This is a genomic window from Staphylococcus sp. mip270_02, from assembly GCF_054031535.1.
The window spans coordinates 308,034-322,271 of record NZ_CM132934.1 but is presented as its reverse complement, the minus strand read 5'-3'; the positions used below and the strand labels follow the sequence as shown (position 1 = coordinate 322,271).

General features: G+C 31.4%; 12 protein-coding genes. 5 read left to right on the top strand and 7 right to left on the bottom strand.

Going from position 1 to position 14,238, the window contains the following annotated elements; translation table 11 throughout:
- The first annotated feature begins 620 nt into the window (after positions 1–620).
- The 3 genes from ACW5YJ_RS01355 (at position 621) to ACW5YJ_RS01345 (ending at position 4,575) form a co-directional block, all read left to right on the top strand.
- Positions 621–2,078 (top strand): carbon starvation CstA family protein, encoded by a 1,458-nt coding sequence (locus ACW5YJ_RS01355; protein ID WP_107551925.1) that lies wholly within the window; start codon positions 621–623, stop codon positions 2,076–2,078.
- A gap of 261 nt (positions 2,079–2,339) precedes the next feature.
- Positions 2,340–3,698 (top strand): glycerol-3-phosphate transporter, encoded by a 1,359-nt coding sequence (gene glpT / locus ACW5YJ_RS01350; RefSeq protein ID WP_457338358.1) that lies wholly within the window; start codon positions 2,340–2,342, stop codon positions 3,696–3,698.
- 316 nt (positions 3,699–4,014) lie between these two features.
- Complete coding sequence (locus ACW5YJ_RS01345) at positions 4,015–4,575, top strand: helix-turn-helix domain-containing protein (protein WP_153671866.1); 561 nt, start codon at positions 4,015–4,017, stop codon at positions 4,573–4,575.
- 95 nt (positions 4,576–4,670) lie between these two features.
- Here the strand turns inward: ACW5YJ_RS01345 and ACW5YJ_RS01340 are convergent, their stop codons facing one another.
- Both ACW5YJ_RS01340 and ACW5YJ_RS01335 read right to left on the bottom strand, forming a co-directional pair.
- Positions 4,671–5,444, bottom strand: coding sequence for a cytochrome c oxidase assembly protein (locus ACW5YJ_RS01340; protein ID WP_017723666.1), 774 nt, complete (start codon positions 5,442–5,444; stop codon positions 4,671–4,673).
- Positions 5,445–5,447: 3 nt separating this feature from the next.
- Positions 5,448–5,909 (bottom strand): DUF2243 domain-containing protein, encoded by a 462-nt coding sequence (locus ACW5YJ_RS01335; protein ID WP_017723665.1) that lies wholly within the window; start codon positions 5,907–5,909, stop codon positions 5,448–5,450.
- 259 nt (positions 5,910–6,168) lie between these two features.
- Here ACW5YJ_RS01335 and ACW5YJ_RS01330 point away from each other — a divergent pair, with 259 nt between their 5' ends.
- On the top strand, positions 6,169–7,896 hold the full coding sequence (locus tag ACW5YJ_RS01330; RefSeq protein ID WP_135092507.1) for a solute:sodium symporter family transporter: 1,728 nt from the start codon (positions 6,169–6,171) through the stop codon (positions 7,894–7,896).
- A gap of 176 nt (positions 7,897–8,072) precedes the next feature.
- On the opposite strand, the gene ACW5YJ_RS01325 is transcribed toward ACW5YJ_RS01330, so the two are convergent.
- From ACW5YJ_RS01325 to ACW5YJ_RS01305, 5 genes are all read right to left on the bottom strand, one after another.
- Positions 8,073–8,780, bottom strand: coding sequence for a peroxiredoxin (locus ACW5YJ_RS01325; protein ID WP_017723663.1), 708 nt, complete (start codon positions 8,778–8,780; stop codon positions 8,073–8,075).
- A 75-nt stretch (positions 8,781–8,855) separates the two neighbouring features.
- Positions 8,856–9,209: a hypothetical protein gene (locus tag ACW5YJ_RS01320; protein WP_017723662.1), complete on the bottom strand. Its 354-nt coding sequence runs from the start codon at positions 9,207–9,209 to the stop codon at positions 8,856–8,858.
- Positions 9,210–9,342: 133 nt separating this feature from the next.
- Positions 9,343–9,756: a CBS domain-containing protein gene (locus ACW5YJ_RS01315; RefSeq protein ID WP_107551931.1), complete on the bottom strand. Its 414-nt coding sequence runs from the start codon at positions 9,754–9,756 to the stop codon at positions 9,343–9,345.
- Positions 9,757–10,343: 587 nt separating this feature from the next.
- On the bottom strand, positions 10,344–11,462 hold the full coding sequence (locus ACW5YJ_RS01310) for a 5,10-methylene-tetrahydrofolate dehydrogenase (protein WP_457338357.1): 1,119 nt from the start codon (positions 11,460–11,462) through the stop codon (positions 10,344–10,346).
- Positions 11,463–11,482: 20 nt separating this feature from the next.
- Positions 11,483–12,616: a hypothetical protein gene (locus tag ACW5YJ_RS01305; protein WP_119604302.1), complete on the bottom strand. Its 1,134-nt coding sequence runs from the start codon at positions 12,614–12,616 to the stop codon at positions 11,483–11,485.
- 457 nt (positions 12,617–13,073) lie between these two features.
- Here ACW5YJ_RS01305 and ACW5YJ_RS01300 point away from each other — a divergent pair, with 457 nt between their 5' ends.
- Complete coding sequence (locus ACW5YJ_RS01300) at positions 13,074–14,225, top strand: alcohol dehydrogenase catalytic domain-containing protein (RefSeq protein WP_457338356.1); 1,152 nt, start codon at positions 13,074–13,076, stop codon at positions 14,223–14,225.
- Positions 14,226–14,238: the final 13 nt, after the last annotated feature.

The following is a 14,238-nucleotide window of genomic DNA, read 5'->3' as shown; positions in this document are numbered from 1 at the left end:
AAATGTCGACAAAGCCTCCGACTTTGTTGGCATTTTTTTGTGCATACTTTCCGTTGGCGCTGGGTTAGCCTGTAGTCTTCGGCAGTGTTCTTTCCACAGGAGCCGGTCCAAGTCACTGTCAATATTATACTGAAAAGATTATTATATATAAATTAAACAGTGGTGGTGTTATTAATGTTGAATAAATCAATTGATAAAAGAGCCAACTTCGTTTTGAAAGACCACTGCTGTTTTGAAAAGTAATTATACAACTATAAATAAACAAATCTTAGACGAACTATAACCTAAGATTCGTCTGGGTTCCGAGGTCGAGACATCATTTGTCTCGACTTTTAATTATTTATTGTTTGCATTTATATTAGTAGTATTCATGGGTGTGTCTAGTCTGATTAATTTCAGCATAATTTTACAATAATCGAAAACTAACTATGTAGTTATCTTTGTTAAATAGTATAATCAATTGAAAAAATTAAGTAAACATTGATTGTTCTTCATATAATATTATTATCAATTTCTATGAAACAAATTAGAATAAAACATTAACGGAACATTGTGAAAAAATACTATTTATGATTAAATTAAGAAAACGCTTTCACGTTATCTTAAGGGGGAATGGTAACATGATCACATTTATAGTTTCTATTATTATACTTATTATTGGGTATTTCACTTATGGGAAATATATCGATAAAATGTTCGGAACAAAAGAAGAGAGGCCTACACCAGCGTATCATCAAAGGGATAATGTAGATTATTTACCTATGAAAACATCATCTAATTCACTGATCCAATTATTGAATATTGCAGGAGTTGGTCCTATATTTGGTCCGATTATGGGGGCTTTATATGGCCCAGTAGCATTTATTTGGATTGTTTTTGGCTGTATATTTGCAGGTGCCGTACATGATTATTTAACTGGAATGATTTCGATAAGAAACAAAGGGGCACATTTACCTGAACTTGCAGGTAAATTTTTGGGACAAGTTATGAAACATTTCGTTAATATATTTTCAATTTTATTATTGTTGTTAACAGGTACAGTTTTTGTAACAAGTCCAGCCTTACTTTTACATAATTTAATGGATGGTCGTATTGCTCTAGGTATTATTATATTTGTTATTTTTTTATATTATGTACTCTCTACAATTTTACCAATAGATAAAATAATTGGCCGTATATATCCAATATTTGGTGCTTTACTCTTAGTGAGTGCAGTAGGCATTGGGTTCCGTCTTATTCAAACAGGTGCTCCTATTCCTGAGTTAAGTTTAAAGAATATGCATCCTGATGGCGCATCTATTTTTCCATTATTATTCTTTACCATTACTTGTGGCGCATTATCTGGTTTTCATGCGACACAAACACCTATTATTTCAAGAACAACTAATAAGGAAAAGAATGGTCGTTTCATTTTTTACGGTATGATGATTGCAGAAGGTATTATTGCAATGATATGGGCAGCAGCTGGAATGAGTCTATTTAATGGCTATAATGGCTTAAATGATGTGTTAGCGCGTGGTGAAGCGGCGCTAGTAGTTAGTCAAGCTTCGCATCTATTATTAGGTTCTGTCTTCGGTACAATTGCTGTATTAGGCGTTATCATACTACCGATAACAAGTGGGGATACATCTTTTCGTAGTGCAAGAATGATTATTGCAGATTATTTGAATTATGGACAGCGCAGTATTGTAAAAAGAATTATAGTTGCTGCACCATTATTTGTTATAAGTTTTGGATTAACACAAGTTGACTTCACAGTTTTATGGCGTTATTTCTCTTGGGCTAACCAGACAACTGCTGTAGTGGCATTGTGGGTAGGCGCCATGTATTTATTAATAGCGAAAAAGAACTTCTGGGTTGCAGCTATACCAGCTGTATTTATGACATGGAATATATTCACTTATATTTTAAGTCAGAAAATTGGTTTAGGCTTAGACCTTAATTTGAGCTATATACTCGCATTTGTGCTGACCATATTATGGGTTGCTTACTTTGGTTATCAATATAAGAAAATTGCTACCGGCGCTCAATTTGAATTAGATCATCCTGTTCCATATCAACAACAACAGGTAACGTGATATTAATAAAAAATGTGTTTAATATTAAAAAGATAAGCTGTCAGTTTATTAAATAGGCTAATAAAAAATTATTTGTTATAAAAAGCGAGTATATTTTTAATTTTTAATTCTTGCTTTTTCTAATATTCAATTATTTATAAAAAATTATCTAATTTATAAAAAATCTGCAAAACGCCTTGCTATATTTTACTTTTGAATATAATATAATGATGATATTTTATAAATCATATATCAAAAGTATATTAAGTCAGGAGTGATTCGGTGTTTAAATTTTTAAAACCAGCAAAACATATAGAACCTTTGCCTAAGGAGCAAGTTGATGATACATACAAGAAATTACGTTTTCAAGTATTCTTAGGTATTTTCATTGGTTATGCAGGTTATTATTTATTACGTAAAAACTTTTCATTAGCGATGCCATCATTAATTGAAGATGGATTTAGTAAAGGTGAACTTGGTATTGCACTTTCAGCAATTTCAATTGCTTATGGTTTTAGTAAGTTTATAATGGGAACCATTAGTGACCGGAGTAATGCGCGCATATTTTTAACTTTAGGCTTAATACTAACGGCAATTGTAAATTTATTACTTGGTTTTGTGCCTTTCTTTACATCAAGTATTACAATTATGTTCGTGTTACTATTTTTAAATGGATGGTTCCAAGGGATGGGATGGCCGCCTTCAGGACGTGTTCTAGTCCATTGGTATAGCGTCAGTGAACGTGGTAGTAAGACTTCAATATGGAATGTAGCTCATAATGTAGGCGGCGGTCTAATGGCGCCTATAGCGACATGGGGTATTTCCATGACAGCACTATATAATTTTGGTTATTTAAAAGGCTTTGAAGGTGTATTCATTTATCCAGCAATATTAGCCATCATTATTGCGATCATTTCATATTGTTTAATTAGAGATACACCTCAGTCACAGGGGTTACCACCAATTGAATATTATAATAATGACTATTCTACATCATCTAAACAGACATTAGAGACAGAACTGACTACGAAAGAAATTTTATTTAAATATGTTCTAAATAATAAATGGGTGTGGGCAATTGCCTTTGCAAATATATTTGTTTATTTTGTACGTTATGGAGTGTTAGATTGGGCGCCTACATATTTAAGTGAAGAGAAGCAATTCAATCTGAGTGAGTCAGGTTGGGCGTACTTCCTATATGAATGGGCGGGTATCCCTGGTACATTGTTATGCGGTTATCTATCTGATAAATTATTTAAGGGACGTCGTGGTCCAGCAGGATTTGTCTTCATGTTGGGTGTAACGATATTTGTACTTATATATTGGTTGAATCCTCCTGGCAACGCTTGGTTAGATAACGTCTCACTCATTGCTATTGGGTTCCTTATCTACGGACCTGTAATGTTAATTGGCTTACAAGCATTAGATTATGTTCCTAAGAAAGCAGCTGGAACTGCTGCAGGGTTAACAGGATTGTTTGGTTATTTATTTGGAGCTGTAATGGCTAATATCGTATTAGGATTTGTAGTGCAACATTTTGGCTGGGATATTGGTTTTGTATTATTGACAGTGATTAGTATATTAGCAATGCTCAGTTTCTTACTTACTTGGAATAAACGTGGTCAAGAAGAACTACATTAATTGAGTTAGCCATATCACTAATTTAATTGTATAGATGTGAATGAATTTTAACTATTGAATCTATACAGTTATCAAAATTAAGTGATTAAATGATTACTAAATACCTAGATATATGATTATCATGAGGGCGAAGATATGAAACTTTACTGGTTTCAATCTCGTCCTTTTTTGTCGTTCTGTCTAAAGGTAGTCTTAAAAAAGTTGTTAAATTAGGATGTAAAAGCATTTAGACAAAGAAAACTATGCAGATGTTAAAGAACTTTGATAGTCTAATAATATATTTTATCTTAATCTCTAATAGAAGGAGCAAAAAGCAATGAACTTAGGTTATCAAATAAAATATTTTCGACGACGTGATCAACTTTCTCAAGAAGATTTAGCTAATAAATTATATGTTTCACGACAAACAATATCAAACTGGGAAAATGATAAGAGTTATCCTGACGTGCATAATTTATTAATGCTTAGTTCATTGTTCGATGTTTCTTTAGACGATTTAGTCAAAGGAGATGTAGAAATTATGGAGCAAAAATTAAGAAAAGCTCGCTTTAACTTGTGGACGCATTTAATGATATGGCCAATGCTAACGGTCGCGATTTTAATTGGCCCAGCAATGTATTATTGGGGAACAGTTGGAGCTATAATTGAAGTTATATTATTAGGCATTGGTATAACGGCTTCTATTAAAGTGGATAGCATTAAGAAATCATACGATATACAAACCTATGACCGTATCGTTGCGTTTATGAAAGGTAACGATCCAAATGAGGTTAAGACTACTAAATTAAGAAATATAGCTACATTTTTGTACAGCTTTATATTAGTTGTAGGTACATTTTTAATAATTTTAATAATAAGTATCTATATTTTTAAATGATAACTAAGTAATAAAATAATGTTGGTTTTAAAAATATAGAAGTTATAAATTAATAATTTCAATTCTATAATATAACCACATTATTAAAAAGATTTTTAAGACATTGTAGCACGTGGAGTTGTTGCTTTATACCATTGATAACAAAGAATAATAATTAATATTAAATCAATAATATCGCCACCATAATACATCCATATGCTTCCCGCTTCTGCTTCTGGTCTAGGTACGCCGGATGTTGGAAAAGCATAAATATATTTAGATAAAATTTTATGAGCTGCTAGAGCTATAATCAATATTAAAGAACGATATAAGTGACTATATTGATGAGGCGTTATATCTAAATAAATAATAGAAATAGTGAACAGATAACCAGCCAAAAATACATGCAAGTGAACAAACGCGTATAGAAAAATAGATTGATGCATTAAATGAAAAAGCGGTGTGGTATAAAGTAACCATAATCCACCAATATTGAGTGTAGTAGCTATAATAGGATGAGTTAAAAATTTTAATAAGTGGCTTTTTAATATAGATGTAAGACTTCTGGCAGTTGATACGTTCAGTGATCGCAGTAACAGTGTCATAGGCTTAGCAAGTGCTAAGAGAAGCGGACTGAGCATACCGAGTAATAGGTGCCCAATCATATGACCAACAAAGCTCATATGAGCGTAAGATGCTAATGGCCCTACCAAAGCTGTGCCTATACAAAAAATACCTAAACTCCAAAAGACATAACGATGCCATGGCCATTTACTAAATTTTTTATTAGTTATTATTGCAGCAAAGAAATAGAGAAGAAAAATTAAAACTAAAAAACACACGATAAGCACCTCAAAATAAATAATTTCTGGTTGTAGGTGATTATGCATATTTTATCCTCCTTTTCTTCTTATATATTTTTGAGTTTGTATAAAGACAATAAATCCAACAATTAGGACAATGACTGCAATGGCGTTCCAAACTATATCATAAGGGAGTACATTAACTTCGTAACGAATTTGATGTATTCGAAATATTTTATGTTGAATAAGACCGTCATACAATTGGAAGAAGCCAAGACCTAACAATATACCGCTAACCCATCTTTTTACCCAAAATGAATTTCTTCTTTTAATATCTGCTAATAAAAATAGACTGGCGATTGTGGCAAACCAACTAAACGCATGAAACAAGCCATCTGACACTAAGCCCATAGCCATAGATGATTTGTCATAAAAGTGATGCCAAGCTAAAAGCTGATGAAACACTACTTCGTCAATAAAAGCTGCAACACCTAGACCAAACAGAATCCCAGACCATACATTACGTTGTGGATGAGAAATTAACTGTTCCATATTGTAACACCCCTTTCGAAATATTATTTATTTTCAATAATTATCAACTCCCCTGTTTTTATGTTAATAAACATCGCATATTGTTTTATTAAATTCTAATTATATTCGATACTAAAAAATAAATTATCTTTATATTTTTAAGTTAAATTTACTTAAAAAGGGAAATAATGTATAAACACAGAAAATTTATTGCTTAAATAATTAATTAATTAAGTAATAAAATTTAACGGTTGAGATTTTCTTATATAGGGGGACAATTATGGGAGAAACTTTTTTTACACTTTTTTCTTGTGCAGGTTTTATGGCATTTGTTGCTTGGTATGCTTATCACAAAACTAAAAATAAAGTGAACGACTCGACGGGGTATTTTTTAGCAGGAAGAGGATTGACAGGTGGCTTTATAGCAGGATCTTTAGTATTGACAAATTTATCAGCAGAACAATTAATTGGGTTAAATGGCCAAGCATATAGTGCTAATTTAACTAATATGGCTTGGGAAGTCACAGCGGGTTTTTCTGTTATTATTTTAGCTCTTGTACTTTTACCACGTTATTTAAAAGGTGCGTTTACAACATTACCAGAGTTTTTAAATGACAGATTTGATCAAGGAACAAGATTGCTTGTTGTATTATTATTTTTACTTGGCTATGGTCTTATTACGATCCCATCAGTTCTATATTCAGGAGCAATAGCTGTATTACAGGTATTTGATATACCTAATATGTTAGGTATTACATTTGAACAAGCTATGTGGTTGTCAGTTTGGACGATAGGCATTATAGGTTCTATTTATGCTATATTTGGAGGTTTGCGCGCTGTTGCTATTTCAGATACCATCAATGGCATTGGTTTATTGGTTGTTGGTCTAATTGTACCTATATTAGGTTTTATAGCGTTAGGAAACGGCGATTTTTTAATAGGTATAAAAACAGTAGTGACAGAACATCCAGAAAAACTAAATTCTATTGGATCTAGCAAAGATGGTGTACCTTTTGGAACAATATTTACTGGTATGCTATTCGCTAATTTATTTTATTGGGGAACTAATCAATATGTTATTCAACGAACATTAGGCGCTAAAAGTCTTGCTGAAGGACAAAAAGGCGCCTTGTTTACAGGTTTTTTAAAAATATTAGTTCCATTTTTAATGATGATACCTGGTATAATAGCCTATCATCTCTATGGTCCTAAGTTAAAAACTATGGATTTAGCTTATCCAGCGTTAATCAATGATATTTTCCCTACGTTTTTAAACGGGTTCTTTTTAGCTGTATTATTAGGAGCAGTTTTTTCTAGTTTCAATTCATTGTTAAACAGTGCTGCGACAATGTTCTGTTATGATATTTATAAAGTTGTTCTGAATAAAAAAGCAAATGACCAAGAAATGATAAGAGTGAGCCAGTGGTTTGGCGTTATATTATCTTTGTTGACCTTCTTTATTTCCCCACTTTTACTGTATGCTCCAGACGGCTTGTGGACGATTATTAGAGAATTTACAGGTTTTTTTAATATACCGATTATAGTAATCGTGTTAGTGGGTATATTTTCTAAAACTGTTCCAGCAGTTGGAGCTAAAATTGTTATTATCTCGCATGTGGTGATTTATTATATGTTAATGTGGGGCTTGCCAACAATTTTCAATGTAACGATGCCTATTAACTTTATTCATATTCAAGGTCTACTTTTTTTAATAGAAGTACTATTTTTATTGATTTTAGGCAAAGTAAGACCGTTAAAGATTCCTTTTACTTTCCAAGACAAAGCTGTTGTTAATTTAACACCATGGAAATACGCGTTGCCAGTTTCAATTTGTTTATTAGGAAGTATTGTTTTTACATTTGGCCTATTTTCTAAAATTGGTTTAGCCATAGAAGGAAGTATTGTATCTATATGGTTTTGGCCATTTACCATAGTATTGATTATTTGTACGATGCTATTATCGTTTATTGCTATTAAAAATTGGAAGAAAAAGTATTTACATGAATAGAAGAGGCATCTACTTAAAAATTTCCAATTTATATGTCTAGTATGTTACTGATAATAATACCACTCTAATTATTTACACATAATAAAAAGGAAAGTTTCTACTAAATATATAGTAAAAACTTTCCTATTATTTTTTAGGCACTTGTTGGCTAAATGTGTTCAATTACAATCTATATGTTATTCATCTTGCAAGAAAGCATTATAAATTTTTTTGGTTTTGTGGTCTATATCTTTTTCACAGTAATACCAAGTTTTACAGTTATAGTTAGTACCATTTATGCGTCCCTTGGCATCTTTAACGTTAGAGGGAGGTAAGGATAGTACTTTGTCTCCTGGTTGCCAATTTTCGGGCATAATTGAGTCATTTTCATCGGACGTTTTTATTGCTTTTACCATACGTATGATTTCATTCACATTGCGTCCTATAGCTGTAGGATAATACATAATTGAACGTACAACTAAATTATCATCAATAATCAATACTGCACGAGTAGCTGATTGCTTGTCATCTTCTTTAGACAATATTCCATAATTTTTTGAAATCTGTTTACTTGAGTCAGCGATAAGTGGAAACTCTATATTTGTATTAAAAGATGATTCTATACTTGTTAACCAAGCTATATGTGAAGCAATACTATCCACACTTAAACCTACAACAGATATTTGTAAATCTTTAAGTTCATCATAATTTTCTTGTAATGTTATAAACTCAGAAGTGGATACTGGAGAAAAGTCATAGGGATATGCAAATAATAGCATCCATTGCCCTTTATAGTCGTCTAAAGTTATGTCTCCTTGAGTAGACAGTCCTTTAAAATGGGGCGCTTGTTGACCAATACTAGGTAAATTGTCTATATCGTAACTTGTTTCGTTTTCAAAACTCATAACACTAACCTCATTTCGATTCAAATTGTAAAAAACGTAGGTGATTTGGGACCACTTGAAGAGGGGGTTAAAGTCTTATATTTTAGCTTGTATTTTAGTAATATTTAAACTAATCAAGGAATCATCTTCACTTTCTGAAACATTGAATTCAGTTATGAAATAAGATTTATTTTTGGCAAATTTATATTTCACAATATACTTATTTCCTCTCTTAAAATACTCATAGGAATAAGGTGGAGAAACTAAACGAGAAAGTTTTTCCAAATACCGTTCTTTTACATATCTATTAATACTTATATAATTTCTGTTTATATATAATTTTTTTCTTAATTTGGAAAGCTCTTTAGGTCCTAATAAATTGCAAAACAATTGGGAATTTTTTTCGTTAATACTGAGAATAAAATTTTCTATGCAATCTTCTATTTTCATAGAATCACCTCTAAATATTTAATAGTTTAACTCTCAAAAAATTCTTTGAATTACACGATTGTAGATACATATAAGTAATTTTGAAAAAGAGTCACAAAATGTTTGCGACCCTTAAGGATTAATAAATTAATAGTTAATTATTATCTTGTTCCTCAGATATTTCGCTTACTGTTTGTCCAATTAATTGTGTAGCATTCTCTACACCTAAGTCACCTAAAGTTACTATGCCTTGTATTTTATGATCGTCTACTACTAGTAAACGGTATATACGATGCTCTTTCATTAATGATGTTGCTTCTTTAATAGTCATCTCAGAATTAGCAGTTACAATATTTGTCGTCATGATATCTCCAGCTTTTGTTTGATTGTTTGCTAGCCCTTTCACTACTATATCTCTATCTGTTATGACACCAACATAATTAGTGTGTTGAAGAATTGGTAAGAAACCGACTGCTGTTTCAGCCATTTTTTGTGCTATAGATGTTAAATTTTCTTCTACGTCAGAAGTAACGATTTCACGTGTTAAATAATCTTTTAATTGTACCATCAATAGTTTCACTCCAATCTTAAAAGTAGATAGGTAAATAAAAAGTATTTGTATGAAAATAGTTTGGAAATTTTCTTACAAATACTTAGTCGTTAGGATAGGTATCGTGTGTGCTTATATTTAATGGGAAACGTAAATGCTAAAAAGGGATTCTAGGCAGTTTTTACTATAAAGAACGTAAAATTTTGTTTATTAATTATATCAATAATTAACTTGTTTAATTTATCATATGCTATATAGGTGTTTTATTACTCGTTTTATAAGAAGTATTAATCATTTTAAATTCCCTCCTTTAGGGTTTTTAAAAAAATAATATTTCACCACTTTATTAATATTCCCAACAATTATTTTATTAAACATTTAAAGTTAACCGTGGAATAACTTTAAGTATATTTATATTAAAAATTTAATAATATATAAAATTTTTAATGGTATAAAACAAGGTAGTGCATTACTTTTTGGGCGGCACAAGTACCAATAATACTAGAAAGCAGAGAAGTGAGTTTAACGATAAAATATACTTGCTTTATCTAGCCTATTGGTTAATTAAAGAAATAGTAAAAATTTATACTTAATTTTATAGCCTTTTATTTTTCAGACTTTTTGATAACGATATTTTCATATCTAGATTGCTGTCTGTAACTAAAGGTACTCTCTTTTACTAATTTTTCATTTGTTAAACCTACTCCTACTGCGCCAGCCACTGTAGCAATAGAAGCAGCAAGCCAAGCAATTTCTATATATTGTATAAAATCTGCAGGACCTGAAGTTCCTATTGTTTTTCCTACAAAATCAGCAGGCAAAATAGTTAAGCAAGTTATTAAAAATAAGATAAATAAAGTTATATAGTAAATTGATACTGATATGAAAAGTGTAATTAGCGTCGTAAAATTATATAATTTAGAAATATATTTTTCTCCTTTTCCAGCAGGGATATCCCATAATTGATGAGCTAAAATAATCCATATTAACATTGCAAATATAGATGCAAAAGAAAGAGATAACAAACGTAATTCTGAAAAAATATAACTTAATTGCCACAGTGTGGTGAAAATTAAGCCAAAAGCACCTGTGGTAAAAGATAAAGCAAGTGAACTTGTAAGGGTTTTCATCATGTTTAAAGGTTTGTTAACTGAGACCATACCAGAAACTAATTGTAATTTACCGATAAAAGAAGGGACTATTAAATAACGAATATGATAAGAGTCAGTGTCCTCTATATAGACAGTTTTTCTTTGTAATCGTTTAGATGGAAAAGCGTGTTGATTATAATCTTTTTTATTGTATTCGTTATCCTGTTGATTATTATCATTGTTGAGATAGTAAACTTCTTTCATAGCGTATAATATAGCACGCTCTACTCTTTTACGTATAGATCCCCACCCAAAAGCAGAAACAGAAAGCAAAATTGTTTTACTTTCCTTGTTAATATCAGCAGCTATAACTCTTTTTTCATCAAGTATAGGTAAATCAGTTAAGTTGATTACATATGACCAGTTATTTTCTTTTGCATAACTTTCAGTATTTGTATATAAATCAATAAAATTTTTGGCTGCGCCTGTTATAGAATCTTTTATCACTTCTACTTCCCATTCTATTGATGAATCAAATTGTGAAGAGAGCAAACTAGGAAGTGTTTCATAATACTTATCTGCTAGCTTTTTTGCTAAATCAGGGGCTGTCAGTATACCGACTTTTTTCTTCATTGTAATTACTCCTTCAGATTTTATGTTTTGATTTTATGCGATTTTTTTTGTTTTTCAGTTTTTAATGATGTTTCCTCTTTTTCTAATTGGCGTTGAATTCTTTGCTTACGTCCTCTTTGTCGGCTTGTATAAGTAATCTCTTTCATCGTATTTTCTCCTTCCATAACGGAGCCTAATGCCCCTGCTAAAAGACCAGCAGAGGATATGAACCAACTTAAACGTAAATAATTGCTTACTGAATAACTTTCTGTTGCGTTTCCCCAATTTTTAAATAAATCGTCAGGTACAAAGAAAATTATGCTAGTTAGTAATAACAGAAAAAGAATAATATAACTTAAAAGGAATAAACAAAACATAGTTAACAATGTAGTAATGTTATAAAGATAACGGTATTTTTTTTCTGTTGCTGAAGAAGGGAGCTCCCAAAAATTGTGAGCGTAAACTAGCCAGCTAATCATGCCTATTAACGAAAGCGTCATAAGTAGTATGAATCTTTGCCATTCATAGACTAGGCTTAATTGCCAAGGCGTAGAAAATATAGAAATATAAGTGCCAGTTGCTACCCCGAGAGCAATTATCTTTTTGAATGAGATAATTGCTTTCCATGGCTCGTTTGCATAAGTCATACCTAAGATTATTTTCAACACTCCTAGAATAGTGGAACTATAAACATATCTGTGACTAGTTGTAGTTTTCTCTTGAGGAATTACTTCATTAACTTTTATAGAAGACAATTTTTTCAAAGGAGAAGTTTTATGTTCAGAATTCATATACATGTCTATAATGACATCTATAATTGTGGAGCATAGTTTACGTTTTAATCTATAGATTCCTAACGCAGGTAAAGAAATAAGTGCGGTTTGTTTCTCAAAATTAACATCTGATATGACGCTTTTATTATTAGAAAAGCTTGGTAAATCAGTAACACATATAGAATAGTCTAATTCACTTTTTTCTTTACGTTTATAAACGTAATCAATACATCTATCTACATATTCAGCGCTACCTACCACTGTATTTGACTCTACTTTAAATTCGAAGTTAACTCCTGAAATTCTTTTCTCTAAGAGTTCTGGTAGTATATCTATAAATTTATTTGTTAATTTTTCTGGCATATTAGGAGCAACGGTTAATCCAACCTTTATATTTTTCAAGCTATTACCTCCTTTTGCAATAATTGAAAATTAAAATGTCTTATTGGAAATTAGAGAATATTTATAATATAAAATATTTAGAAAAGTGAATTTGTAAATATATTAGTTATATAACCTTTTGTAAAGTGAATAAACAGGGGGACTAATGGGTTAAAATATCTAATTTTATAGTAATATAATTTAATATTTAGATAAAAAGTTAGAAAGCATGCAACCTAAGATAGCTATAACAGTACACGGCTTACCTATGAAAGGTAAAGAACTTACAAAGAACCTGAGTTAATTAGTCAATAATTTTGATGATATAGCTCTGCTAAAACATGGTAAATATTTAGATTGAAAAATAATTCATTTAATATAAATGAAAGCATATCGCTTTTCAAAACAATCGCCAGTTTACTTATTTCTCCAAAAGGGTAATATTTAAATATTCTGAAAATAATGAAGGAGTGTTTAAATGAAGGCAGTAACTTTTCAAGGCAATAAAACCATGGAAGTTAAGCAAGTAGACGATCCTAAAATTGAAGAAACGACAGACGCAATTATTAAAATTACGGCCTCAGGCATATGTGGCTCTGATCTTCATCTATATCACCAAGGAGATTTAATGTTGGATTCAGACTTTGTTATTGGTCATGAACCTATGGGTATTGTCGAAGAAGTTGGTAAAGACGTAAAAAAACTTAAAAAAGGGGACCGTGTTGTGATTCCTTTTAATATAGGCTGTGGTGAGTGTTACTATTGCACTCATGAAATGGAGTCGCAATGTGATAACTCAAATAAAGAACCGGCAAGTTGGAAATTGGATAACGGTGGTTTATTTGGCTTTGGTCAAATGCACGGTAACTATTGGGGAGGCCAAGCAGAATATTTAAGGGTACCATACGCAGATTTTTCTTCTTTTGTGGTTCCTGACAGTAATATGAATGACGAACAAGTATTATTTTTATCTGACGTAGTACCTACTGCTTATTGGAGTGTAGAGCATTCTGGCGTCAAGGCAGGTGATACTGTGGTAGTTCTTGGTTGTGGACCTATAGGTCTTATGGCTCAAAAATTTGCCAAGCTTAAAGGAGCAAAACGTGTTATCGGCGTGGATAATGTTGAACATAGACTACAACATGCTAAACAATATAACCAAGTAGAAATTTATAATTTCGATCATGAAAAAGAAATTGGCAAACTACTTCGTGAAACTACGCATGGTGGTGCTGATATAGTTATTGATTGTGTAGGGATGGATGGCCAAGTCCAAGCGTCTGAACGTAAATTAAGTTCAAATTCTTCCCAACGTGGAACTATCAGCCCAATTCATACTGCTGCCGAAGCGGTAAGTAAATTCGGCACAATTCAATTAACAGGCGTTTATGCAACTCCAGTAGACGATTTTCCGCTTGATCTTATCTTCAATCGTGATGTCCAAATTAAAACAGGACAAGCTCCGGTTATACACCTCATGCCAAAATTATATAACATGATTCAAGAAGGAACATTTAACCCCACTGAAATCATCACACACACAATGTCATTAGATGACGCACCTCAAGCTTATGAAATATTCGATGAAAAAAGAGATAACAATATCAAAGTAGTATTAAAACCTGAATAAGTTTTGTTGAATT

Bases quoted from the DNA above. Each gene is read 5' to 3' on its own strand.
- ACW5YJ_RS01340 (WP_017723666.1), bottom strand. From the start codon at position 5,444: ATGCATAATCACCTACAACCAGAAATTATTTATTTTGAGGTGCTTATC.
- ACW5YJ_RS01315 (WP_107551931.1), bottom strand. From the start codon at position 9,756: ATGGTACAATTAAAAGATTATTTAACACGTGAAATCGTTACTTCTGAC.
- ACW5YJ_RS01310 (WP_457338357.1), bottom strand. From the start codon at position 11,462: ATGAAGAAAAAAGTCGGTATACTGACAGCCCCTGATTTAGCAAAAAAG.
- ACW5YJ_RS01300 (WP_457338356.1), top strand. From the start codon at position 13,074: ATGAAGGCAGTAACTTTTCAAGGCAATAAAACCATGGAAGTTAAGCAA.
- ACW5YJ_RS01330 (WP_135092507.1), top strand. From the start codon at position 6,169: ATGGGAGAAACTTTTTTTACACTTTTTTCTTGTGCAGGTTTTATGGCA.
- ACW5YJ_RS01325 (WP_017723663.1), bottom strand. From the start codon at position 8,780: ATGAGTTTTGAAAACGAAACAAGTTACGATATAGACAATTTACCTAGT.
- ACW5YJ_RS01320 (WP_017723662.1), bottom strand. From the start codon at position 9,209: ATGAAAATAGAAGATTGCATAGAAAATTTTATTCTCAGTATTAACGAA.
- ACW5YJ_RS01335 (WP_017723665.1), bottom strand. From the start codon at position 5,909: ATGGAACAGTTAATTTCTCATCCACAACGTAATGTATGGTCTGGGATT.
- ACW5YJ_RS01355 (WP_107551925.1), top strand. From the start codon at position 621: ATGATCACATTTATAGTTTCTATTATTATACTTATTATTGGGTATTTC.
- ACW5YJ_RS01345 (WP_153671866.1), top strand. From the start codon at position 4,015: ATGAACTTAGGTTATCAAATAAAATATTTTCGACGACGTGATCAACTT.